24 protein-coding genes are annotated in these 24,643 nt (G+C 50.8%); 4 read left to right on the top strand and 20 right to left on the bottom strand.

Annotation, left to right across the window (positions count from 1 at the left end; translation table 11 throughout):
- The first annotated feature begins 98 nt into the window (after positions 1-98).
- A complete protein-coding gene (locus PTW35_RS26120) occupies positions 99-1,490 on the top strand; it encodes an AbgT family transporter (protein WP_281028113.1) in 1,392 nt (463 codons plus the stop codon).
- 23 nt (positions 1,491-1,513) lie between these two features.
- Entirely contained in the window at positions 1,514-2,218 is a 705-nt protein-coding gene (locus tag PTW35_RS26115; RefSeq protein ID WP_281028112.1) for a DUF1028 domain-containing protein, read from the top strand.
- A 43-nt stretch (positions 2,219-2,261) separates the two neighbouring features.
- Here PTW35_RS26115 and PTW35_RS26110 read toward each other — a convergent pair whose 3' ends face one another.
- The 11 genes from PTW35_RS26110 to PTW35_RS26060 form a co-directional block, all read right to left on the bottom strand.
- Positions 2,262-2,597, bottom strand: a complete 336-nt coding sequence (locus tag PTW35_RS26110) for a DUF4156 domain-containing protein (protein WP_281028111.1) — start codon at positions 2,595-2,597, stop codon at positions 2,262-2,264.
- Between the two features lie 107 nt (positions 2,598-2,704).
- Entirely contained in the window at positions 2,705-3,424 is a 720-nt protein-coding gene (locus tag PTW35_RS26105; RefSeq protein WP_281028110.1) for a hypothetical protein, read from the bottom strand.
- 196 nt (positions 3,425-3,620) lie between these two features.
- Complete coding sequence (locus PTW35_RS26100; RefSeq protein WP_281028109.1) at positions 3,621-4,523, bottom strand: GNAT family N-acetyltransferase; 903 nt, start codon at positions 4,521-4,523, stop codon at positions 3,621-3,623.
- An 87-nt stretch (positions 4,524-4,610) separates the two neighbouring features.
- Positions 4,611-5,573, bottom strand: coding sequence for an HTH-type transcriptional regulator YidZ (yidZ, locus tag PTW35_RS26095; protein ID WP_281028108.1), 963 nt, complete (start codon positions 5,571-5,573; stop codon positions 4,611-4,613).
- Complete coding sequence (locus tag PTW35_RS26090) at positions 5,548-6,783, bottom strand: MFS transporter (RefSeq protein ID WP_281028107.1); 1,236 nt, start codon at positions 6,781-6,783, stop codon at positions 5,548-5,550. Before PTW35_RS26090 ends, yidZ begins: the two co-directional genes overlap by 26 nt.
- 145 nt (positions 6,784-6,928) lie before the next feature.
- The gene (locus PTW35_RS26085; protein ID WP_281028106.1) at positions 6,929-7,699 is read right to left on the bottom strand and encodes an IclR family transcriptional regulator; all 771 of its coding nucleotides are present in this window, start codon (positions 7,697-7,699) and stop codon (positions 6,929-6,931) included.
- A 75-nt stretch (positions 7,700-7,774) separates the two neighbouring features.
- Complete coding sequence (locus PTW35_RS26080; protein WP_281028105.1) at positions 7,775-9,082, bottom strand: TRAP transporter large permease; 1,308 nt, start codon at positions 9,080-9,082, stop codon at positions 7,775-7,777.
- A gap of 1 nt (position 9,083) precedes the next feature.
- Positions 9,084-9,587 carry a TRAP transporter small permease gene (locus PTW35_RS26075; RefSeq protein WP_039458021.1) on the bottom strand — a complete coding sequence of 168 codons (504 nt, stop codon included), beginning with the start codon at positions 9,585-9,587 and terminating at the stop codon, positions 9,084-9,086.
- A gap of 83 nt (positions 9,588-9,670) precedes the next feature.
- Positions 9,671-10,654 carry a TRAP transporter substrate-binding protein gene (locus tag PTW35_RS26070; RefSeq protein WP_281028104.1) on the bottom strand — a complete coding sequence of 328 codons (984 nt, stop codon included), beginning with the start codon at positions 10,652-10,654 and terminating at the stop codon, positions 9,671-9,673.
- 44 nt (positions 10,655-10,698) lie between these two features.
- Positions 10,699-11,541 (bottom strand): 5-dehydro-4-deoxy-D-glucuronate isomerase, encoded by an 843-nt coding sequence (gene kduI, locus PTW35_RS26065; protein WP_039457999.1) that lies wholly within the window; start codon positions 11,539-11,541, stop codon positions 10,699-10,701.
- A gap of 355 nt (positions 11,542-11,896) precedes the next feature.
- Positions 11,897-12,991 carry a permease gene (locus PTW35_RS26060; RefSeq protein WP_281028103.1) on the bottom strand — a complete coding sequence of 365 codons (1,095 nt, stop codon included), beginning with the start codon at positions 12,989-12,991 and terminating at the stop codon, positions 11,897-11,899.
- 277 nt (positions 12,992-13,268) lie between these two features.
- Here PTW35_RS26060 and PTW35_RS26055 point away from each other — a divergent pair, with 277 nt between their 5' ends.
- Positions 13,269-14,000: a GntR family transcriptional regulator gene (locus tag PTW35_RS26055; protein ID WP_281028102.1), complete on the top strand. Its 732-nt coding sequence runs from the start codon at positions 13,269-13,271 to the stop codon at positions 13,998-14,000.
- Positions 14,001-14,124: 124 nt separating this feature from the next.
- Here the strand turns inward: PTW35_RS26055 and PTW35_RS26050 are convergent, their stop codons facing one another.
- Complete coding sequence (locus PTW35_RS26050; RefSeq protein WP_281028101.1) at positions 14,125-15,450, bottom strand: 6-phospho-alpha-glucosidase; 1,326 nt, start codon at positions 15,448-15,450, stop codon at positions 14,125-14,127.
- 43 nt (positions 15,451-15,493) lie between these two features.
- On the bottom strand, positions 15,494-17,083 hold the full coding sequence (locus PTW35_RS26045) for a PTS transporter subunit EIIC (RefSeq protein WP_281028100.1): 1,590 nt from the start codon (positions 17,081-17,083) through the stop codon (positions 15,494-15,496).
- Between the two features lie 748 nt (positions 17,084-17,831).
- On the opposite strand from PTW35_RS26045, the gene PTW35_RS26040 reads away from it, so the two are divergent.
- The gene (locus PTW35_RS26040) at positions 17,832-19,265 is read left to right on the top strand and encodes a cytochrome c peroxidase (RefSeq protein WP_281028099.1); all 1,434 of its coding nucleotides are present in this window, start codon (positions 17,832-17,834) and stop codon (positions 19,263-19,265) included.
- A gap of 170 nt (positions 19,266-19,435) precedes the next feature.
- Here the strand turns inward: PTW35_RS26040 and PTW35_RS26035 are convergent, their stop codons facing one another.
- The 7 genes from PTW35_RS26035 to PTW35_RS26005 form a co-directional block, all read right to left on the bottom strand.
- Entirely contained in the window at positions 19,436-20,062 is a 627-nt protein-coding gene (locus tag PTW35_RS26035; RefSeq protein WP_281028098.1) for a DUF1190 family protein, read from the bottom strand.
- Positions 20,063-20,072: 10 nt separating this feature from the next.
- Positions 20,073-20,489, bottom strand: a complete 417-nt coding sequence (locus tag PTW35_RS26030; protein WP_039457990.1) for a DUF350 domain-containing protein — start codon at positions 20,487-20,489, stop codon at positions 20,073-20,075.
- A 33-nt stretch (positions 20,490-20,522) separates the two neighbouring features.
- Positions 20,523-21,155, bottom strand: a complete 633-nt coding sequence (locus tag PTW35_RS26025) for a YjfK family protein (RefSeq protein WP_281028097.1) — start codon at positions 21,153-21,155, stop codon at positions 20,523-20,525.
- 16 nt (positions 21,156-21,171) lie between these two features.
- Positions 21,172-22,206 carry a potassium channel family protein gene (locus PTW35_RS26020; protein ID WP_281028096.1) on the bottom strand — a complete coding sequence of 345 codons (1,035 nt, stop codon included), beginning with the start codon at positions 22,204-22,206 and terminating at the stop codon, positions 21,172-21,174.
- Between the two features lie 24 nt (positions 22,207-22,230).
- On the bottom strand, positions 22,231-22,917 hold the full coding sequence (locus PTW35_RS26015) for a PspA/IM30 family protein (protein WP_281028095.1): 687 nt from the start codon (positions 22,915-22,917) through the stop codon (positions 22,231-22,233).
- Positions 22,917-23,315, bottom strand: a complete 399-nt coding sequence (locus tag PTW35_RS26010) for a DUF2170 family protein (RefSeq protein WP_281028094.1) — start codon at positions 23,313-23,315, stop codon at positions 22,917-22,919. The genes PTW35_RS26015 and PTW35_RS26010 overlap by 1 nt, the downstream gene beginning before the upstream one ends.
- Positions 23,316-23,579: 264 nt before the next feature.
- Positions 23,580-24,641, bottom strand: a complete 1,062-nt coding sequence (locus tag PTW35_RS26005) for a hypothetical protein (protein WP_281028093.1) — start codon at positions 24,639-24,641, stop codon at positions 23,580-23,582.
- Between the last annotated feature and the right edge of the window lie 2 nt (positions 24,642-24,643).

Raw genomic sequence — 24,643 nt, 5'->3', positions numbered from 1 at the left:
CTGCGGATTTTAGGACAAGGCCTGCCTGGGTGGCAGCGGTGTTTTCTCACTGCTGGCATGGGTGGCAGGCTAATTATTAGGTACGACGGAGAAAAAATATGGATATGACGGATAAGATGGCTTCAGAGGCGAGTAAGCCTTGGTATAGAAATATGCCCGATCCTATGGTGCTGATCTTTATGATTTTGGTAGCGACTTATGTGCTGACATTCATTGTGCCAGCGGGTGAGTTTGCGCGAGTGGTGGCCGATGGCCGGACTACCGTGGTACCAGAATCCTTTGCCTATCTGACCGACACCCCGGCGGTCCACTTCTTTGATATCTTCGTGGCTATTCCCAAGGGCCTGATCAGCGCAGCGCCTTACCTGTTTATCGTGTTTATCGCCGGCGGCCTATTCCATATCTTGCAAAAAACCGGCGCGCTGGAAAATGCCATCGGTGTGGCAGTGAACAAGGTCGGGGTGAAAAACCGTAACGTTATTATCACGGTCGGCACCTTTATCTACGGCTTCTTCGGCGTTGCCGTTGGCTTTGAAAACAATATCGCCCTTGTTCCTGTTGCCGTGTTGATTTCGGCGGCGGTCGGCTATTCGTCTCTGGTCGGTACGGTCATGGCGGTCGGTGGTATCGGTATCGGCTTTGCGCTGTCGCCAATCAACCCTTATACCGTAGGTGTGGCTCAGGGCATTGCTGAGTTGCCTACGTTCTCAGGGGCATGGCTGCGTACCTTGATGGTTTTGACATCCCTAGCTGCCTTGGCGTACTTCATTTGCGCCAAAGTGACAAAAATGGACTTTAAAGAGCCGGAAGGTGTTGAAGGGCTGAAGAAAGATCTTTCCGAGTACCAACTGGGCGGCAAGGACAAAGCGACGCTGGGCGTTTTCCTGGCTGGCCTTGGCATCATGCTGTACGGCGTGTTCGCTAACGGTTGGTATATCAACGAAATTGCGGGCCTGTTCCTGCTGATGGCAATTGCGATCGGCATGGTGAACGGCTTGGGCGCCAACGGTATCGTCAAGCAGATGATGGAAGGGGCGTCCGGCGTGACGGCAGGGGCACTGGTTATCGGTGTGGCGGCCTCTATTCAGGTGATTCTGGACCAAGCCCAGATCATCGACACCATTGTTAATGCATTGAGCTCGCTGATCCAGGATATGCCGATTGCGGTATCGGCCATTGTTGCCAGTGTGGTTCAGGGGGTGATTAACCTGTTTGTTCCGTCGGGCTCCGGCCAGGCGATGGTGACCATGCCGATCCTTGTACCGGTGGCTGACTTGGTGGGCATGAGCCGCCAGTTGATGATCACCGCGTTCCAGGTCGGTGACGGCCTGACCAACCTTATTGTGCCAACCTCTGGCGGTACGCTGGCAATGCTGGCCCTGGGCCGCGTCTCCTACGAGCAGTGGTTGAAAGCGATCCTGCCGTTCATGGTGCTTGTTTACGCACTGTGCTGGGTCGCGCTATTCATCGGCCAGTTAGTTGGTTATTAATTGGCTTCACAGACTGAGAACCTATGACGATTTCACTTATTCACTTCAACCCCGAGACCGGGACAGCGGCGTCTATCACGGCAACCGGCGGCGTGTCTGTCGGGGGGTATGTTAACCATAGCTGGCGAGGGCTAGGGGGCTGTGCCACTCAGGGCTTGTTTACCAACCCTTGGTATGCCGAGAAAGCCAAACAGTTCTTGGGTGAGGGGCTCAACTGCCGCGAGGTTATCGAGCGGCTGAAAAGTGAAGATGCAGGGTTTGAGCAGCGCCAGTGTCTGGTGATGGACCGTAATGGTAATGCCGATGCTATCAATGGAGGGGAGAATATTCCCTATATTGGTGCTGTGGTATTCCCGCATATCGCCGTGGCCGGCAATATGCTGGAGAGCGAGCGGGTACTCCAGCGCTTTGCCGAGAGCTTTGTCCTGGCTACCTGTGCCAATGCCGAGCAAGTGCTCGCGGGCAGTGCGGCCCCTTGTTACTGCGAGGGCTACGAGAGCAGCCTGCCCGAAGCGCTGATTTTAGCTCTGGAAGCCGCGCTGGAAGCCGGCGGCGATAAGCGGGGCACCTACTCGGCATCGCTCAGGGTGGAGAGTATGACCCAGGCGCCGGTAGATATTCGGGTCGATTGGTCTGATGACAGCTTGATAGTGGATATGCGAAAGGTGTTGGGGCATGTAAGAAGTGATGGCTTCCAGCAGTTTCTGGCGCAATTGCCCAACCGTTAACTCCCGATGTAAAAGAGCCTGCAGAAGCAGGCTCTTTTTCTATTTATGGCCGGCAATCGTAAGCGGTGCCGAGCAGTGAGACCGAGGTGGTGAAATTGTGCGGGCTCATGGTGACCACGGTATCGGCCCCCATCTGGTAGGCATTGTTTTTCAGCTCGTTGACCGCACCCTGGATGAGGAGGTCGTTGCTGTAAAACAGATAGGAGTACCAGTGCCCTTCGTTGCCGGTTACTTCACCCACCCAGCTGCAGCTATCAAGGCTCGGCAAGCTGGTGGTAAAAACGCGGACTTGGCCGGCTTGCGGCAGAAGCTCTTCGCTTGGCGTCGTACAGCCGACGAGCAACAGGCTGATAAGACCTGCCAATACTACTTTTCTCATTGTATATTCAAATAACCTACTGATGACGCCACAATCGGCGCTAGATTAGCACCGTTCGCCTCTTATGCTAAGTGGGGATGTGTAAAGTAATTTTACCTGACCACAATCTAATAAAATCGGCCGTTGATCGACTTGGAAAGCGCTGCCGCCCGGGTTGAAATGGTGTGCCAGCTATCAAGTCGAGCCCACAGCAACTCGGTGGTCAACTCGTTGAGAAAACTAGGGATGATGGCCAACCGATCACAATAAGCGTCGCTTTCGTCGGTTAGGCCAAATTTTTGCGCTATTGCCCGTACCGAACCATCACAGCTTTGTGCTTGTAAATACTGCCTGAGTGCATGGAAAAAGACGTGATATTCGACCCTAACATGGGCAGGGTATTCCCGCCATACAGTAAGGAGCACCTTCCGATACGGGACGATAAGCTCTCCGTCCTTGTCTTTGTTGCAATCGACGAAGCCGTCTTGATCTTCGAAATAATCATCGGGCCCGTATTCGGTGGCATCGTCGGGGTTAAACCTGATGGCGAAGTAGCCATCATTGCCAACCATGCTGATCATTTCGAGGCAATATTCGGCGATTGTCTCTGGTGAGAAGCCAATATGGTCGAATACCTCAAAACACAATTGGCGAGCGTTGTAGTCGCCATCGATAGTACAGGCGTAACGGAACGCCCCCTGTTTATGTCCGAAATTTAGCCATTGTTTGAAATCGGCAATCTCGCCCAGTTTGGACGAGTGCCGGGCGTTTTGGTACAGCTCGGCCTCGACGTCGTTAACGATGGCTAACGTGTTGTCGATGATCCGTTTAACTTCGATTGCAGACATGTCTTGAATTGGTCGCCCAGATAGAGTGGATAAACATCGGGTTGAGTATGTATCGCCTAGTCTATCAGGCAAGGTTAACCGCCGTCCCATATCCAGATCGCGGAAATTGCCATTTTGACGGTAGCTATTTCCACTGGCAGCGGCTTGCTATGACTAACGAGATTTCTCTCGAATGGAGGCTATCGCACCGGCTGGACTATTCGCTGCAAATAGCTTCAAAGTCCTGTTTGTCCAAGCGCATCGGTGTCACTGGCGAGCCGTAAAAATCGATCGCTTCACCTGTCATTTTGGCCCCGAGCTGATTGAGTATGGCCACGGTGGCGTCCCTGGCATCGCTGACAATGTAGTCGGTAATATTGGTGAAGAGATCTTTGAGCGACTCGACAGCCAGTTTCTTGCCAATGCCATAGCCGCGGAAGTTGGCGTCGATAAAATAGCGTCCCCAGTGCCACTCCCCATCGATTTCCCAGCAGGCCACCGCACCTATGACGTACTCTCCGCAGCGGGCAACCCACCATACACAGGGTAAGTGAGGATCAAGGGGGATCAGATCTTCGGGAATACCTTGCTCGCCATTGAAGACGTGTTTGATCAGGGTATCGACTTCGTGTTGGTAATTGGGGTTTAGCCTTTCCACTTGGACCCGGAAGCTATTGGGCTGGAAATTGCTCTTGAACGCATTCAAGCGAAGTGTCCGCAGGCCACTTTCTATGTTATCGAGCTGGTCACCGCCAAGCCCATCAAGGAATGCGGCGAACGCCGAATCAGCCGATTGGTTGGCATGCTGTAGTGCTGTTTCTCCATCCGGCAGAAGCTGATAGATTTTCTGGCGTTTGTCAGCCGGATCATGCTCGACAGAGAGGAAGCCCTTGTCGAACAACGTGGTTAATGTCCGGCTTAATGACGCCTTTTGAACATTCAGTTGGGTCGCCAGCTCGTGAAAAGAAGTACAGCCGTTACGATGCACATAGGTCAATATGTGGGCTTGCGACAGGGAAAGGTTTGAGTTCAGGCAGTTTTTGTCGAGCAGCCCCAACTCCCTGATGAGATAGCGTAATTCACTGCGTATATTGCTGATAGTTGTCATTGGTTCAGACATGGAGCACTTCCTTTAGGCGTTGTAATATACTTACGCTACCGCTGTTTGTTGATAGTGTCAACAAAATTACCTGTCTACCAGTCTCCGCTAGTTTTCTTTAGGGCTGTAAAGCGTTTTGATGGTCTCTTTCAGCCAGGCGATTTTGGGGTTTTGGCCGTTGCGCTTGTGCCAAATCATCGTAAACGGGATCAGCAAGGTGTCCAGCTGTTGCTTGTCTAAAGGGATCGGCAGCGAGACCAAGTCAGGGTGCATCTGCTGGCAATAACGTTGGCAGTATTGCGGGGCGGTGGTGATCATCTGGTGTCCCGGCTGGGCGGCCATGAACAGCGATTGCTCGAAGCCTGCCATGGTCAGGGCGACATGGCGGGTGAGTCCTTGCTCGGCCAATACTTCATCCAGCGCCCAGCTTTCGCTTTTCTCCCACACAATATTGATATGCGGGTACTTGAGGAAGGCCTCCATGTTCCATTCTTCTTGCAGCGCCGGGTGATCTTTTCGCAGGTAGATCTGCGGCAGATCGGAAAACAGCACCTCGAAATCGATGTAATAGGGCAGTAAATCCAACGACTCTTTCGAGCGGGGATGGCTCTCCCTGCCGGTAAAGCCGATGTCCGCCTCACCACGGGTGATGGACTCTATTGAGTCGTAATCCCAGTTACTGACTTTCACTTTTGCATCCGGATAGCGTTGATAGATGCGCTGCGATAGCTCATTGAACATGATCAGCAGCAGCGGTGACTCCATGGCCAGATTGAAGTGCACGCCCTTGGGCGTTTCATCACCGCGCTTGGCCAATAGCTGGCTGCCGATTTGCAGCCAGTCGGAGAGATCCTGTGCCATGCTCAGTGCCAGCGGCGTGGGCTTGAGGCCCTGCGGGGTTTTGACGAACAGCGGATCGTCAAACCACTCCCTCAGTTTGTTGAGGGATTTGCTGACCGTTGGCGGGGTAACATTCAGTTTCTTGGCCGCCTTGGTCACGCTTTGCTCCTGCAGCAGTAGCTGCAGGGTGAAGAGCAAGTTGAGATCAAGACGTGCTAGTGATTTCTTCATTGGCTTTACAAGAGGTTGGCATCGAGGGCAGTGCTACCAATAATATTAGAGCGGCTGAAATAACACCACCTAAAGCCAAGATGATGATCAGCATATTGAGTGCCGAGACACCCAGCAGACCCATCAACCAAATATAAAAGGCCGATGCACAAACCTGGGCGATGCCAAGAATAGAGCTCGCCATACCCGCCCGTAGCGAAAACGGGCTGAGTGCCTGGCTCATGGTGACGCCGAAGCCGATAGAGAAACCGGCGCAGATGAGGCCAAAGCCGATTAAGTTTGCTATCTGATCTAAAGTACTGACTCCAGAAGCTACAAGCACGGTTGCCGCTGTTGCAAATAGTCCTTGTGAGAGCAGCATCAGACTTCGTTGTCTGAAAATACTCAGCAGGAAAGGGGCCGAAAAAGAGGTGATCATACTGACCAGCGCGGTAAGGGCCATAATGGTCGAATACCCACCGCGATCAAAGCCCATCACCTCCATGACCAGCATTGGCGAGACGTTCACATAGGTCAGGATAGTCGTCACACCGATAGAGGTGATGATGACTCGGCTGATGAAAAAGCGCCCGAGGAAAGGCTCGGCTGCTCGCTTGGCCAAAGTGGTCTCGCTGGGGTGAGACGAGCCTGTTTCCGCTGCACTCTCGTTGCTACGGCGGTTGGCATTGCTCTCTTTGAGTACAAAGGTCGACAAGATACAGACCACCACGCCCATGACCGCCATGGTGGTGAACAGGCTCGGCCATGGGAATTTGAGCATGATCAGGTGGCCTACTACTGGGGCGATGACAGGCACAATGCAGGTGATGCCGTTGAGCATCGATAGCACCTTGGCCCGGCGCTGGTCATCGAGGGTATCCCGCAAAATAGCAAAGGCGACCACGTAGCACGAGCCCGCGCCGATCCCCTGGGCAAAGCGGGCGATCAAGAAGGTGGAGCTGCTGTCAGCCTGACCGCCCAGCAGCGAGGCAAAAATAAAGATGGTTGCGCCGGTCATGGCAACTGGCTTGCGGCCGATGGAATCAGACAGCTTACCTGCAAAGAACATGGTGGTCGCCATGCCCGCGAGATACACCGAGAAGGCGATATGGAGCTGCGATTCTGTTGCACCTAGGTCACTGGCAATTTGGGGCAGGCCAACCAGATACAAGTCAATCGCCGTTGGATAGAGCAGAACGAGTGCAAAGCTGCACAGAAGAAACCGGATCATAAATACCTCTTAGTTGTGTCGCGAGAAGTGTAGTGATGATCCGGCTGGCTAACGAGTTGCCATTTTGACAACAGGTATTTCCATTGGCGACATGGCTGTCAATTTTTGACTGCTAACGAATTGTGGTCCGAGACTAGCTTGACCGTTACATAGCTTTTTCAAGGCTTAGCTGGCTGGCAACGTTGCCTAGTTCATGTTTCGTCTCTTCAATATCTTCAATATGGTGGTGAACTGTTTTGGAGTTTAATGTCATAAAAGGAATGGTAATGACCGCCATTAGCTCACCCAAAGCGCCAAAGATAGGGAAGCTGATATTGGTGACGCCTGAGATCTGTGGACTCGGTCCAACGTAGAAGCCATCTTTTTGGGTCTTGTCTACTTGCCCCAGAGCATGGGCAATTTCATTTTCGGTTGCGTTTGTTTTTTCAAGGATTTCTCGGCGTTTTTCTTCGCTGGAGAAGGTCAGCAAAACAATTCCAGACCCGGAGGAGCAAATATCGAGGCTAGCTCCCAGACGCAAGCCGAAGCCCATTTTATAGGGACTTTCCTGCGCGCCAATGACGACCAGTTCGCCGTGCTTGTATTGGCTCAGGTGACAAGACTGGTTGACTTTGAGGCTCAGCTCTTCCATCAACGGTATTGCCCGCTTGAGCATTTGGGCTATTGGGGGATGCTGGTTCGACAGTACGAACATTCTCAGGCTTAATGAATAGGCCGATTGTTCGTTGTCATATTCGATGTATTTTCGCTCTACCAGTACTGATAGCATGCGGAAAATTTCACTGACACTCCGGTCGAGCTTCTCGGCGATTTGTTTTTTGGTTAATGGGGTAGGGGTCGCAGCAAGCAGTTCGAGTATATCCAATCCTTTTTCAAGCGCTGGCGCTCTGTATTCTGTTTTTTTATCGTTTGTCATGTTGATGTAATGCTGTCATACAGATGACGCCAGTATGACAGCATGTGTATAGCCTTAAAAGAAAGAGAGTAAAAATTAGCGAATTAGCCCCATCCACTGAGGAATGGTCATTGATATAGCCGGGACATAGGTAACTAGCATCAATACAGCGAAAATCATAAAGAAGAATGGCAGTAGCGTGCGGATAACACTATCGATGCTTATCCCACTGACCTTGCAGCCGGTAAATAGAATTGGCCCGACCGGCGGTGTTATCGTCCCCAAGGAGAGGTTAAACACCAGCAGGATACCGAACTGGACCGGATCCATGCCTAGCGACGTACAAATCGGCAGGAAAATCGGGGTAAAGATCAATACTGCCGGGGTTGGGTCCATAAAGGTACCGACAAATAGCAGAACGAGGTTGATAATCAGCAGGATCAAGAATGGATTATCGGTCAGTGCCAGGAGCGAGTCGGCGATCATGCCCGGGATTTGGGTAAATGCCATCACCCACGACATAATCGAAGACGTTGCCAGCATGAATATGACAATGGCAGACATTTTTGCCGTGTTTAAAAAAATTGTCGGTAGCGCTGATAATTTTAGCGAGCGATAGCACAAGGTCAGGAACAGGGCATAAACCACCGCAATGGCCGAGGCTTCGGTGGCGGTAAAGATACCCCCGAGGATCCCGCCGATAACAACCAATACCAGGGTCAAGCTGGGGATGGCTTGCAGGGTAACGCTGATGCACTGCTTCAGTGTCATCGAGTGCTTGCCGACATAGCCTCTTTTTTTGGCCATGAAACCGGCAATGAGCATTACGCTCAACCCCCAGAGAATACCGGGTAGGTAACCGCCGACAAACAGGGCTGATACTGAAACGCTTCCGGCGACAGTGGCATAGACAATCAGGGTATTACTTGGTGGGATCAGCATCCCCGTTGGTGCTGAAGCAATGTTTACCGCCGTGCTGAATGCCGGATCATAACCTTCCCGCTTTTGGATGGGAGACATAATGCCCCCAACGGCAGCGGCAGAAGCCACCCCCGAGCCACTGATAGAGCCAAATAGCATGTTGGATACTACGTTGGTCTGTGCCAGCGAGCCTGGGAAAAAGCCACTGATAATCTTGGAAAAGTTGATGAGCCTGATAGCGATGCCACCATTGTTCATGATGTTGCCGGCAAGGATGAAGAATGGGATAGCCAGCAGGGCAAATGAGTCCAGGCCAACAAACATACGCTGGGCTGAGGTTGTCATGGCCCCGGGGAAGGGCAGGATGACTGTCATTGCGGCAAATGAGGCTGCCCCGACACTGATGGCGATGGGGGCGCCTAGGATCAGCAGGAAAATGGCGCCGAAAAACATGACTAAAGAGGCGGTGAGTGCAATATCCATATCAGACCTCACTGTGCGAAGATTGACGATTTAAGGCTCTCAGTTGGTTGATGAGATTTAATTCGTTGTAGATAAAGTAAAAAAACATTAAACCGCCGGCGATGGGGATGGCAGAGTAAATCACGCCCATGGGAATTTGCAGGGCTGAATCGAGCTGCCACATCTGCCGGACTGCACTGTTATAACCGCCAATGATCATAATGGTGTAGGCGAAGCTGACAGTGACCAGCTCGATGAACATTTCTATGAGCAGGCGGAACTTTTTACTGAATTTATCTTTGATAAAGCTGATGGCCATGTGCTCCCTTAAGCCGAACACATAAGCACTACCAAATAGAATCAACCAGATAAAAAGGTATCGTGATAGGACTTCACTGACCGCACTGGGACTGTTGAACAGATATCTGGAGGCGACCTGGTAGGTGACCAAGACGGTCATGGTGCCAACAATGGTGATCAGAAACAGCGAAAGGAGTTTGTCGACCCACTTTTTGAGAAATGTCATTCCTGATAATAAATATATAAGTTTGTTGTTTTGCATAGCTTTGATCCGATAAGGAGCCAGGCAACCTGGCTCCCAAAATTAACTTACCGCAATGCTGCAATTTTTTGGAATAGGGCTTTCTGAGCCGGTGAATCGGCTAGCGCCTGCTGAAGAGGCTGGCAGCTTTCCTGGAATGGCGTAATGTCTACTTCATTGAATGATGCGCCATGGGCCTTGGCGGTTTCCATCGCCGAGCTGATACGGTCATTCCACAGTTTGAACTGCTCAGGCGTGCTTTCTTTGGCCAGACGACGGAGAGTCTTTTGGTCTTCTTTCGACATGGTATTGACGAAGTAACTGCTGATCACGACCAAATCCGGCACCATCAAGTGGCGGGTAGTTGAGAAGTAGGGAGCCACTTCGTACTGCTTGAGATCGGCATAGGTGATTTCGTTGTTTTCTGCGCCGTCAAGCACCCCTTGCTGAATGGCGGTATAGACTTCGCCTTGGCTCATCGGCACCCCGGTTCCGCCCATGCAGGAAAGCATTTTAATCATTGTCTCAGATTGCATGACACGGATCTTGTTCCCTTGCATGTCGGCAACTGTGTTAACCGGTGCGCTTTTGGTGTACATGCTTCGTGCGCCGGCGGTGTAGGCCGTCAAGACTTCAAACCCAAAGCGGTTGGTGGAAGCAAACAGCTCGTCCAGTGCACCGGAGGTAAAGACCTTTTCTTGGTGCTCGGGGCCCGAATACACATAAGGCATGCCGATAACGCGGTAAGTTGCGTCGTAGTTCTCGATAAGTGGGTTAGCAACCACAGCCATTTGGATCGCACCATTTTGAACCAGCTCCAGCGCGGCGCGCTGATCGCCCAACAATTCATTGGGATAGATTGATAGCTTGTAGCGGCCTTCGGTTTGTTCGTTGAGTTTTTGGCCGAAGGCTTGCAGTGCTTCGTACTGTGGGTGGCTATCGGATTGGTTAAATGCTGCTTTAATTTCGATAGCTGCATTGGCAAAGGTTGATAGGCCCAGAGTGGCGCTGACCATTGCGGTAATAGCTGTCAGTTTTAGCGTTTTTTTCATGGTGAGAGTCCTTGTTAAATAGGGTATGTATTCATCTACGGCAGTTATCGAATTGCTGACATTTCAATGAAGTCCATGTCATCAAAGGTTTGGTTTTCACCTAGCATTCCCCACACGAAGCTGTAGTTGCTGGTTCCGCAGCCGGAGTGTATTGACCAGCTAGGTGAGAGAACGAGTTGCTTGTCCCGAACAATGATGTGGCGTGTTTCCTGTGGCTCGCCCATAAAGTGGAAAACCACCTGCTCTGGCTTGATGTTGAAGTAGAGATAGGCTTCCATCCTCCGCTCATGGGTGTGTGCTGGCATGGTGTTCCAGACCGAGCCGGGACAAAGGTGTGTGACTCCCATACACAGTTGGCAGGTAGGCAGTACATCAGGATGAAGATATTGGTTGATGACGCGCTGGTTGGCATTTTCACTTGAGCCAAGCTCAACAACCCGAGCCTCTTCATGGTTAATTTTTCTTGAGGGGTACTGGCAGTGCGCTGGGGCACTTAGGCAATAAAGGGTGGCTGGTTGCCCTTCGTCCAGCGAGCGAAATGAAACATTACTCTCACCCATGCCCAGATACAGCGCGTCGAGATAACCCAGCGTGTAGGTGTTACTGGCCGTTGTCACTTCAATGCTTGAATTGCCAAGGTTAACCATGCCGATTTCTCTGCGCTCGAGGAAATGCTGGGTACCAAAAACGTTGTTGTCGATGAAACTATCTAATGCGAGAGACGTTGTTGATGGGCACACCCCTAAGGCAACAACTCGATCTATATGGCTGTAAAGTAAAGTTATTTTGTCTTCTTCAAACAGCTTGTCGTTCAGAAACTCGTCTCTTAGCCGAGCTGTATCGTAGTGCTTTGCGTCCAGTGGGTTGCTGTTGTAATTGGTAAACATCTATCACTCCTTTGTTTAAAATTAGTTTAAGTAAAATTCATATATGATCAATATCGTTCAAATTTGAATGATTGAGTGATGAGATGTGTGCCTACAAGCGTTGAGAAAAAGCCCATTTTTTTGTGACTTTAATCGCTGTTTGAGGCCGAGAAAAAACGAAAAATTTGAACGAGAAACGGCGTTTTAATTTTCGTTTTGCGATGAGAAGTGGCAGTTTTAGCAGAATATTGCTTGCTAAACCTTTGTGCATTAGGTGCTCAGATTGGGGGGCACCTATGGTGAAGGTTAATAATAAACCGGCCTCTTTCGAGACCGGCTTGGTTGGTTGAATGGTCAGGGCTGGTTGTGCAGTTACTTAGCCAAACAGGTAGGTGTACATGTAACCTGCGCCGATGGCCATACCGAGGATCACGGTTAGGAAGGCGGCGATCATCTGGTTCTTGAAGATAGACTTGAGCAGAATAACTTCCGTCAGACTCGCCCCTGCACTGCCGATGATCAAGGCCATTACCGAGCCCATTGCCATGCCTTTTTTCACCAGGGCTGCGCTCAATGGGATCACCGCTTCGGCTCGGATGTAGAGCGGGATACCAATCACTGCCGCGACTGGGATCGCATACCACATACCTTCGCCCGCATACTTGGCAATCAGGTCGGTCGGAATAAAGCCGTAGATGAAAGATCCAATTAAAATGCCCAGCATCAGGTAAGGAAGTACTTGCTTGAAGTCTTTCCAGGTTGAGCGCCAGATGCGTACCCAGCGGCTCTCTTCTTTCACTGTCAGTACGGCTTCACCACAGCTGCTGATTTCCACATCCACTTCTGCTTTGCTGCCGCAGCATGAGCTGGCAACAGGTTCTGGCTTAGGTTCCGCGGTACAGCATGAAGCTGCTGCTGGCTCGGGTTTGGCGCCACAAGTCGATACAGCTTTTGGTGCTGTTTTTGGTGAAGAATCACCACAAGAAGTACCACAGCTAGAGCCGCTGTCGGCAACTTGGTATGCCTCTTCACGGACATAGCGTTCGAAGCCCAGTTTTTCCAATACATAACCTGCAATGACCGATACCGCCAAAGCCACAGCGAAGTAGAACACTGCCACCTGGATCCCGAAGGTCACCACAAACAGGCCGATGATCACTGGGTTAAGCAGTGGGCTGGCGAACAAGAACACCATCATCGGGCCAAAACCGGCACGGGCACGCAGCAGACCTTTTAGGAAAGGAATCGTCGAGCACGAGCAGAACGGCGTGATGGAACCCAGTAGCGCAGCAATGACATACCCCTTGCCGTTGCGCGAGCTCAAGATCGACTGGATCTTCTCGGGTGTCAGGAACTCCTGCAGGACACCCACTAGGTAGCTAATGACGAGAAAGAGAACGGTTAGCTCTGCGGCGAGGAAGAGGAACATCCCAGCGGCTTCTTTGAACATGGTAACGAATTCAGGACTCATGGTTACTGCCTCACTTGGTACTATATTTCGATATGTATCGAAATATAGATTCACAGCAGGTTGGTGTCAATTAGTTATTTCTAATTTTATCGAAATAATTAGTTGCTTCAGATTTCGAAAAACTGGGCAATGAATTTAAAATGCTGATTCCATTTAAGTAAATATTGGCTTGGCTAAGCATCAGCAAGGTTAGGCCTACTTTTTGTTTTTGAGCATGGCTAGTGTTGTCTATACAACTATGTCGGGGTAAGATTGAGCGTCGTTTAAGGAGAAAGTCATGATAGACAAGCACTCGTCAGTGCCCATTTACCTGCAAATCGAACAAATTCTCACTGATCAGATTGATAAGGGCATTCTCAAGCCGGGTGAATCAATCCCGTCAGAGCCCAGTATGTGTGAGCAGTTCGGTGTCTCGCGTATGACGGCACGTAAAGCGGTTGACTACCTGGTTAGGCAGGGAGTAGTTGAACGTATACGAGGTAAAGGGACCTTTGTTTGCGAGCATGAAAAGCAGCTCAAGATTGCCTTGCCGCTCGATAAGCATCTGACTTCCAGCGAAGTTGCAGACTTTCTCAACAGCCCGATCACCAACCAGCTGTTGCATTTATCCAAGCAAGCGGTGGAGCCTGAGATCGCCGAGATATTAGGGATTAAAGCTGGTGAGGAAGTGTGGTACATGAAGCGTTTGCGTCTGGTGGGGAATACACCATTTGTATTTGAGCGTACTTATATGCTGGCAGCCCCTTTCTCTGATTTGACAGAGGCCGACCTCAATAAATCCAAATACGGTTACTTGGCCGAAAGGGGCTACGCAGTTGGCGGCAGTAAGAAAGAAATCCGTGCCGAGCTACCCATGCAGGACGTTCGCGAGTTGCTGGGGCTGCGCCGTGACGAGCCGGTGCTGTTTGCTCGCTCGATCGCTTTTCTTGATGACAAGACGCCGTTTGAAGTATCGGACATCTACTACAACCAAGAGCACTATACCTTTACCTTAGATGCAGACCGCTAAATTGGTATCGACCTAAGTTAAGCGATATTACGGCTCAAAGTCGTTCTCTCGATATAAAAAAGCTCTGGCACTGCCAGAGCTTTTTGGTGGAGCGCATCTAGTTATTACTGGATGGCTGGGGGACTTATTTCAGTTCAGGCCAGTAATCTTTGTTGGCTTCGATAAGCGCATCTAGCACCTTACGGGCTTTCTTGGCATCGACAACGGTACGGTTTAGAGTCAGGGCCTGTAGCGCCTTGGTGTAAGAGCCTTCAAACCATGCCTCAACTGTTAGTCGCTCATACGCAAACTGCTGTTCGATCATGCCTTTGTAGAAGGTTGGGATCTTGCCGACACCGTATGGGCGTGGGCCGTTGATCCCCAGCTCTGCGGTTACCTCAACCATCACATCGTTATCAAGGTTTGCTACCAGGCCGTTGTTTTCCAGGATGACAACAAACTTACGGCGCTGGTTGAAAGCGATAGATTCAGCAACCTCAACAATCATGTCACCATGGGCGTCGTTGTGCACTACTGTTGCATTCTGGGTGGTGCCCGCCTTCACCGCTTCACGGCACTCGTCGAATACGCGTTTCTCACGGCCGTCCATAACCTCGTTGGCGCGGGTGTAGTCAGCATCTAGCTTCGACAGTTTATACTCTGGGTACAGGTAGTACTGCAGGTAAGTGTTCGGCAGATAGTCCGGGAAGTCACGCAGCATGTCTGCTACCGCCGAGTAAGTATCTAGCCATGACTGATCGCGCTGCTCGGCATCCACCGGCTTGAAGCCATTTTCTGAAATAAAGGCTTTTAGTTTTGGTGCCAGATCCTCGCCCTCTTGGTTATACAGGTGGGTAAACCAACCGAAGTGGTTCAGGCCAAAGTAAACCGGATCGAAGTCATCTGGGTTTACATCCAGCAGGCGGCCGTATGAACGCAGCAGGTTAACTGGTTGATCACAGATGTTCAGGATTTTGTCATCGTGCGGGAAGCGCTTTTTCAGCGCATCGGCCACGATAGCTGCCGGGTTGGTATAGTTCAGGATCCAGGCTTGTGGTGCACGCTCGCGGACATCCTCCACCATTTCGATCATGTCGCCGATAGAGCGCATGCCGTAGGCAAAGCCACCTGGACCACAGGTTTCCTGGCCGATGACACCCATAGACAGAGGAATTTTCTCGTCTTTTTCACGCATTTCGTAGCCGCCGGTACGCATCTGACACAGTACGAAATCCATGTCTTTGTAAGCGACGTCTTTGTCTGTGGTGTATTCAAACTCAAGCTCAGGGTATTCCTCTTGGAACAGTAGCTTGGCGTATTCACCAATCACTTCTTGGCGCTGGGCATTCACATCAAACATCACTAGGCGTTTTAGTGGGAAGCTCTCTTTACGTTTGCACAGTGCTTTAAGTAGACCCGGTGTCCATGTCGAACCACCACCAACCAGTACGATATTGAATGCTTTAGTCATAATGTGTCTCTTTTACTCAGTAAACTTAAATTCTTTTAAAGGGTTAAGCGGTAAGGGCACGCTTAACGTCATTGGCAATCTTTTCGACCTGCGGGCCGTAAATAACCTGGATATCGACATCACTGGCTTGCTTGATACCACTGGCTCCTGAGGCAATCAGAGCGTCTTTGTGAATGGCATTCATATCAGCCACCTTGACGCGAAGTCGGGTGAAACAGCAGTCGACAATTTGGATGTTGCTGCTGCCGCCAAGGCCTTCGATGATCTTTGCGGTTTTCTCTGAAGCAGGCATGGCCGCTGCTTCATCGTTTTGAGGCTCGTCCTCGCGGCCCGGTGTTTTTACATTCATACGGGTAATGACGAAGCGGAACACGAAGTAGTAAAGCGGGAAGTAGGCTGCACCGATAATGACGGCGTACCACCAAGCAGTTTGGCTGCCACCAAGGATGCCGAATACCAGCAAGTCAATCACACCACCCTGTACGTTACCGATCATCACACCGAACATGTGTGCCATTGCAAATGACAGACCTGTCATCACGGCATGGAAGATAAACAGAATTGGCGATACAAAAATAAAGCTGAATTCCAATGGCTCGGTGATACCTGTGGTGAACGAGGCCAGTGCACCTGCGATGACCAATGCCTTTACGCGGTTTTTATGTTCAGGCTTGGCACAGTGGTACATCGCCAGAGCTGCACCCGGTAGGCCGAACATCATGACCGGGATCTTGCCTTGGGCCAGGAAGCGGGTTGCTTCACGTACGACTTCATCGGCAATCAGGCCAGGATTTGCAAGGGCTGCATTAAAGATGGTCAACGCGCCGACAATACTTTCGCCATCGACTGTTGTGATCCCACCTATAGGCGTAAATCGAACGGTTTCATTGAGAATGTGGTGCAAACCAGTAGGGATAAGTAGTCGCTCTGCAAAGGCATAAAGGAAAGTACCGAAACCGCCAGAGTGACCGATAAACTCCCCCACTTTTACAATAGCAGCACCAATAGTAGGCCAGATGAGTGATAGGCCGACACCGACTAGCGGTAGCACGATAACAGTGATAATTGGGACGAAGCGTCGGCCACCGAAGAAGTTAATCGCAGTTGGCAGCACAATAGTGTAATAGCGGTTGTGCAGGGCAACGGTGATTAGGCCGGCTATCACACCACCGAGTACGCTCATGTGATAGGAAAAAATACCCAGCGTGTTGCCAAATTCTGCCGAATACATCATAGCTTCTGTTTGGCTCATGCCCTGCGACATAAGGTAATCAACCGAGGTTGTGGCAGGTGTTAACCCTTGCGCGAGTAGGCTGTAGTTCACACCCACATGCATGGCAATAAAACCAATGACAGCGGCAAATGCTGCCGTCGGTTTTTCTTCCTTGGCCAGGCCAATGGCGGCGGCGACAGCGAAAAACAGAGGCAGATTGGCAAATAAAGAACCTGCAACTTTACGGATAAAGCCAATGAAGAGTTGTAGGGCTTCTATCTGGACAAAGCTCTGGCCCATGATGGCTGGGTTTTGCATTGCTGCAGCGAGTCCCAGAAAAATACCGGCGGCGGCGATCACAGAGATCGGCATCATCAGTGCTTTCCCGAGATCTTGAAGCTTGGCTCCAAGCTGTTTCATGAGATGTTCCTTCTACCGTTGTTGTAATAATGGTGCTCTTTTCCGAGAGCGAGGTTATTAAACAACTTTGCATGTATAGTTGTCTATACAACTTGATTTATTTTATGAGATCGATCACGGTGATGGCATATAAGTTATTGTTAATTAAATACTTAAAAATTTATGGTTTGAATGGGTTGTCTATTAGTGAGTATACAACCTATCAGAAGCAGGGGAGATAGAGCTGGGGCTCGGTCAGTTTGGTTCAGCGAACGCGGGGGTGGCGGTAATAGTTTCATGTTCACTCCTTGATTGTTATTGGGTTCGCCTTTTTTGTCCTGCTTTGTGGAATGTCGACGGGTGTCTAAAGATAGTCTCCTGCCTTTGGGGTATATTTCCTTGGTGCGCTAAAAAATACCGAATCCCGAAAATATATTTCAACGCTATTTCTGTATTATTCGGGCTTTATCTATCAGGCTGATAACACGCATTTTATAAGTGAAATGCGCGGGTGGAATTTGTATAAATTTGCTGAAATTGAAAATGTTTATGGTCGTTATTTGATGTTGCCTTAACAAAAATAACACCTAACTTGCTGCTGCTATTGGATTTTTCTCACTTGTCAGAAACAAGAAGAAATTAGCCGGTTAGGCTTTTAATTAAGAGCTGGGAATGGCATTGCCTTTTCCGCAAATAACAGGCAGTAAACAATAAAAAATAAACTGCCCATATAAAAATAACGTTGGTTTGGCTAGGTTTGGAGTAGTGTATGAATACCTCCCGTTATTTATTGGCTGTCGCATTGATTGCGACAGTTTCCGCATGTCGAGAGGACTCCGACGGTGCTGGTTCGTTGGATTTGGGTTCGGTTGGGGCTGATGGGGCAGAAACAGTTCAGCAGCCTGCGGAGACCCCGCCCTCGGATGATGATCCGGCGCAAGAGTCCCCTGAAACTCCGCCGTCTGGTGGTGATGATGATGGTCAGGACAGTGAGCCATCACCGCCTCCCCCCGAGGCGAAGTTGGACATTGATGGATTGCCGCTGCCAGATTTGTCGGTGAGCCATGACTATGAAGCATATTTATCGGCGCAACCTAAGCACTATACCCGCATTACGTCGCCATTTGGCAATGTGGATTCGCAGAACAATACCCCGTTTGATAACAAGGTTACGAATGACGGTGCTAATTTAGGGCGGGTGATTTTCTATGATGTCCGTTTATCGGCCAATAACACGGTTTCCTGTGCATCTTGTCATATTCAAAAGCATGGCTTTACCGATCCGAAGACCTTCAGTGATGGGTTCGATGGCGGTAAAACCGGCCGTCATTCCATGAGCCTGACCAACGCGACCTACTACAGCAACGGAAAGTTCTTTTGGGATGAGCGCGCCGATACCCTCGAAGACCAAGTGCTGATGCCAATCCAGGACGCGGTCGAAATGGGGATGAACCTGTTTGATCTGGAAGTAAAAATGGCCGAAACGAGTTTCTATGCGGATTTGTTCACCCAAGCCTTTGGCGATGAGGCGATCACCAGTGACAGGATCTCTAGGGCATTGGCACAGTTTATTCGTACCATGGTCTCTTATGAATCAAAATACGATCAAGCTTTCACTATCGGCGAATGGGACGAGCCAGATTTCGCTGCGGTTTTCAGCGAGCAGGAGATGCTAGGCCTGAAGCTATTTTCAGGTTTCCCGGGATCAGAACGAGATTCACTTGGTTGTATCGCTTGTCACCAAACCAGTGCGCATTCGATGGATCAGGCCCATGTCAACGGCTTGGATGCCGATACCAGCAGCGATCAGGGGGCAGGTAATGGCTTCTTCAAGTCACCGTCACTGCGCAATATTGGGGTCGGTGCACCCTATATGCACGATGGGCGGCTTGAAACCTTGATGGATGTGGTGGAGTTCTACAATAGCGGTATCCAGCGCCACCGGATCTTGAGTCCTGATCTTACCAGCAATGGCCGAGTTGGCGGTACGCCCATCCGGATGAACCTGAGCCAGGAAGAGAAAGAAGCGCTGGTGGCCTTCTTGGAGGCATTGACGGATGAGGCATTCCTCGACAATCCGATTTACCACGATCCTTTCTTCCCTAATACTGTTGAAGGGCAATTGCAGGCCGCTTTCGAAAAAGCCGCTGAGCAGGGGGAGAGTGAACAACAGGCTAATGGCGGTGATTCTCTCTCGCCGTAACCGATAAGTGGAGTCAGCGTAATCGAAAAAAAACCTGCATCAAGGATGTGCAGGTTGTTATGAAAGGAACAAATTGACGAGATATGAACTTGTCATTGTTAGTTACGCAGCAGGCATGCCTGTCGATCAGTTTGAGTTTAATTATTGCTGCTGAAAAGGGACTGGTCGTTTTAGCCTCCCCATCCCTTGCTGCCTCCCGAGGATCGGCTGCTACTCCAGCCCGATTTGGCAGAGACGGTTGAGCCGAAGCCCCCGCGGGAAATCGTCCTGCTGACGGTGGGTTTGGGTTTCATGTGATCTTTGCTGACCCGTACTTTGGTTTTCTTGTAGCCGCTGCGGCCATAGTCATAGCCGTCGGCCGTGGTCCAGCGGTCATAGAAAATACTCCCTGGGTAATAGGAGCGGAACATAGGCTGCGAATAATAACCACCGCGATCTCTGTCTATCATCCTGGCAAACATAAATCCGGCCATGGCTGGCATAAACCAGTTGTTGCCCTGTGGCTGAATACAGGCGTTGGTGCCGAATTCGGCCTCGCAATCGTAGCGCGAGTTATACTTTGGCGCGGTGCGGGAGGCCTCCTGTAAGGCAAATTGGTAGGCAGCCTGGCACTCTTCGGCGTAGTTCGGGTTGTCACCGATACAGTCGTTCAGTGACTCATAAATAACGGCATCTTCAGCGCTGTCGCTACAACCTGAAAGTACAGCCGTTGCCAAGACGGCAGTCATCGGTGCCATCGATACCGGCCGCCAGTTTTTCTTCATACTGGCAAGGACGACATGCTTACTGCGTTTCATGGTGTCCCCCTTAGTATGTCATGCAGGCGGCGTTGAGCAGGCCAACGGATACAGAGGTTGCCGCCATGACAATACCGGCGGGGATCTCGCCAGCCTCGATACGCTCGACAATCTTCGGCATAAAGCCAAAACGCAAAATTGCAAAGGCGATTAACTGGGCAAACAAGGCCACCACGCCCCAAATGGCAAAGTCGATCAGGTTGACTGAGTTACTTGCAGCGCCAGCAATGGCAAGGCAGTAGCCGATGATAGAACCCGACAGGCCAATAGCAGCTGCGATATTTTGCTCTTCCTTGACCAGCTTCCACTCATCGTGCGGGGTGAAGCGGACGTAGACAAACTTGAACAACAGCAGAAATGCCAGTGATAAGGCAAAGTAGAGCAGAAACGCGCCGAGGCCGGCGAGTGAGTTGGTCAGTACTTCCATGTTAATCCTATTTCTTATGTAATTTGTTGAATTTTAGCCTATTAGCTTGAAATCTGTCGGCGATAAATCAAACCCGGTGCTAATAGCCATGCAGCGCTCGGCTTGGTTACGATAAATTTTTTCTTCGCCGGCCACGAGCAGGGACTCGAACTGCCCATTGCCGGTATCTCGCTCGTATATCATCACGAACTGATCAGTTTCACTAACCGAGCCGTTTTCGAGCCAGGTTTTTTCTGTCATGGCGACAGGACGGGTGTTGTCCCACACCTTGGTGAACTGAAAGCCTTCCAATTCCCAGCTGGGTTTGACGATTTCATGATCCAGCAAGTGCTGCCACTGGCTCTGGGTATCGATCGGGCGTGACTCGTAGAAGTAATACAGTTTGACTTCGCTGACATCCGCCTCGGAGGTGCCGTGGGTGAGTACCTGGATGAATCCATCGTCATCGGTGTAATAGCGCAGTAGCCGGGTTTGCTCGTCGAGGCGAACTTCGCCGACCGCTTTGATCAGCTGGGTACGGGAAGCGCCCTCAATGATCAGATCCGGCTCTATCAGCCGCAGTTTCAAATCATCAAGTTCAAAGGCTCCACCTAGCCGCAAGCCCAGAATTTCAGGGCTGCTGGGCGGGGGCGTTTGGGGTTGCTTTTTCTTGAACCAGTCGAACATAAACATTCCTGCGATGTTAGGTGCATTTAGACCAATTGATTTGCTCGACACGCTCGTCGGCAATATAAAACAATTTGGCGCCGGGGGGGACTTCCCGATCCAGTGGTGGATTAAGCTCAACGCCCTTGCCGGTATCGATAGCGATAAGGATAGCCTCATACTGTTGTTTGAAGCCGCTAAACAGCGGGGAAATGGTGCTAGGGGCAGCATTGGCAGGGTACTGGACCGCATATTGGGTCATGCCCTTGTGGGTACTGAGCAGTTCGTGGTGCAACTCGCTGGATCCCGGGTCGATAGCCGCTTTGGCCAGCATTTCGACGGCCACTGAAGGGATGCACTCTACGTTGGGGCAATGCATCTTGAGCAGATCACTCAACGATTCGTCATTGAAGTAGGCCAGGATATGGGCGTTGGGGTTTTGGTTGGCGCAGAACAAGGCGGCGGACAGGGTCACGTCGTCTTCGCTGTTGTCGATCACAATGCAGCTGGCGGTTTCGATCCCGGCTTTTGCCATGGCGTGGCTGTCGGTGAAGCTGGGCGTACGGACGAATTCAATCTCGCCAGGCAGCGGGTTTTCAATATCAGGCCGAACACACAGCACAATGGCGCGGTGGCCTTTCTCTTCGTATTGCAGCATTTTGATCAGGTGCAGGGTACGCTGCTCGTTCCACCCCAGCACTAAAATGTGGTTTTCCACCGAGACTCTCCTCCGGCCTAACAGTCCTTGTTTCCAATAATCAATAAAGGCGCTGGCGACCCTGCCGACGGCTAAGGCAAACAGCCCAAGCCCGCCGGGGATCACGAACAGCATCACGACCCACTTTCCGGCCACGGTTGCCGGTGACATATCGCCGTAGCCTACGGTGGAAGCGCTGACGACCAAGTAGTACAGGAAGTCGGTTGGGCTCTGGACTAGTGCAGACTCCCCAACCGCTGACAGCAGGACATAACTGATAATGGTATAGCCGATCACCAGTAGGAGGAGGTTTCTGCCACTTAGTGCATGGAACTGGTGAGCCGCCCAGCGGCGGAATAAAATCCATAATGACATACTGCCTCCTAGAACAAACGGCGACTACTTACCCAGAATACGCTTGAGCTCATCTTCGGCTGACGACTGCTTGCCCGAGGTGATCCCGGCTTCGGCCAATTTCTTGTCCAGGCTGCTGCCGGACTGCTCCTCGGCCATTTCGGCGGCGGCTTCAAGCTGGGCGGACTTTTCGGCCTGGCGCTGCTTGATGCGCTCGAGAGACTCAACCGCGGTGTGCATCTTGGCGTTGGCCCCGACATTGGTGGCCGACACTGCCGACTGGGCTTTTTGCACCGCTTCGTTGGCCTTGACCACATCCACCTGCTGCTCTAGCTGACGCAACTTGTCCTTGGCCTGGCTGATGTTGGTGCGCATTTTCTGCTCCGAGGCGACAAACTGATCGAGGTAGGCTTGCTCGGCCTGCTGGTCGTTGCGAAGCTCGGCAACTTTCTGCGCGCATTCAAGGGCGAGATCCTGCTGGCCTTTTTCCATCGCAGTGCGGGCATGGCCCTCGTACTCTTCGATGCCCAGCTGGAAACCATCGACTTTCTGCTGGGATAGCTTGCGCTTGGCGACAATCCCCACCAAGGCTTCGTCGGAGCGGCGCAGCTCTTGCTTGGCTTCCCTGATCTCCTGATCGAGAATGCGCAGTGCTTGGTTGTCGGCGACCGCTTCGGCGGTTTCGTTGACACCGCCTTTGATGGCGGTGAACAGTTTTTTCCAGACACTCATTACGCAACCTCCTTGAGGTGATCTTGGTACAGCTCGATGAACGCTTCGACATTACGGAACAAGGTGGCGACCTCAATCACAATACTTTCAGCCTTGGACTGGGAAGACAGCGAACCAAAGGCTACGTAGTAGTCGTTGCCGGCAATTTCATTGATGCCGATAGTTGATAGCGGGAACATCTTGTGGGTCCGCAAGATGTCGTTGTTGAGGCTGACCGGGTCAATCACCTGATCGGCACTGAAAAGCAGGACTTCTACCAGGATTTGCTCGCCGGAAACGGCCAGAAAAGCTTCGATGTTGTCTTCGTTGCGCACAATGAGCGTTTGCTCGCTGGCTTCTACAGCCCAGCCGTCGTGTTCACTCAGGAGCGGGATCAGTTCGGATACTTGCCACGTCATAGTTGCTACCTTTTGTTAGGTGTCAGCGGATTGAACGAAAAATCTCCTCTTATTATGAGGTTAAATTATTCAATTACCATGAAATGCTGTTTTTTTGTTGTTTTTTTGTGAGCTGTTTTATTCTGTAGCGAGGGTGGTGGCGCTAGCGAAAAGCGCGGGAGAACATTGCTTTCACTGCTGCTTTTGCAATTAGCTGCCATTCTCGTCGCGCTATGAACCTATGGGTAAGTCAGGGGGAGCTTTTTTCTTTGCTGTGGGGGAGCCTTAAAAATCAGGCTCGAAGGCGAGGTTGACAGTATCAAAATAGGTCTTGCCCGTTTCACCGTATTGCCTGACCCCTGTTAATGTGAAGTCTATATACCCTGGGTATTCATAAGTGCTGTTGGTAAATTCTGCACCATCGATATAGTTAGGGATATTATGTCGCAGGTCAAAAGTCCTTCCTTGCTCGGGGAACCGTGCCTGAGTTGCCAGTTCCATCTGGGTACTGGCAAAGTTGCAGTTCCCTCCAGAGGTAGCTGAGTTTGAACTGCTACATGTCATTTTGATGCTATAGCGTTCGTTGCTCTGTGCTCGGAAGCGGACCTTTCCAGTGAAAATATCGTCATTCTCATAAGATTGCGTCAGTGACACCGAGGTATAAGGCATATCAATCTTAAATATATGGCCAATAACGAGGCGAAGGTTGGGAATAAGAGGCGAGCCATAGGATCCATTTACATCTGTTTTCATCTCGATTTCGTTGCTTTGGAATTGGTAACCTCCTTGGGCTGAGTATATCCCAGGCGTTGCGAATTCTGGATCGAGTAACTCGAAGGCAAGAGTTAGGTAGAAAGTAAGACCGTACCCCTTATGATCGGCCAATCTTGCAGAACTTGTACTCTGTATGCTTCTCTCTACGTAAACGTTTGTCTCTACAGTTGAGCTGCTACAGTAGTCGCCTTCAACGAAGGCTCTCCCCCAAGTGCTAGATGATATTTTCTGAGTGCCTAAAGGCGTAATTTTTACTTGGACAGTACGATTACTACTTTCCTCGTGTAGGGTAACAATGGCCGAGTCTTTGACAGTGGAATCATACCAGTAGTCTGCTCGCCCTGAAATATTACCTGTGACGCGGTATCTCCTACCCAAAGTCATGTTCTCCGCACAATAGGGCATATCGGCCCCGCTTGTTGGAAACAAGTAGCTACCCGAGGAGTCGGGGTTATAGTATAACAACCCAACAGGTACAGTATAATTGGCTGCATGCACAAGTGTTGCCCCTCCAGAGAGGACACTAGCCACGACTAAACTAATAATTAATTGACGTATTTTGAACTTCTTCATTG

It is taken from the genome of Photobacterium sp. DA100 (assembly GCF_029223585.1).
Taxonomy (GTDB): Bacteria; Pseudomonadota; Gammaproteobacteria; order Enterobacterales; family Vibrionaceae; genus Photobacterium.
The sequence above is the reverse complement of the archived record's forward strand: the minus strand, read 5'-3'. Positions and strand labels throughout refer to the sequence as shown.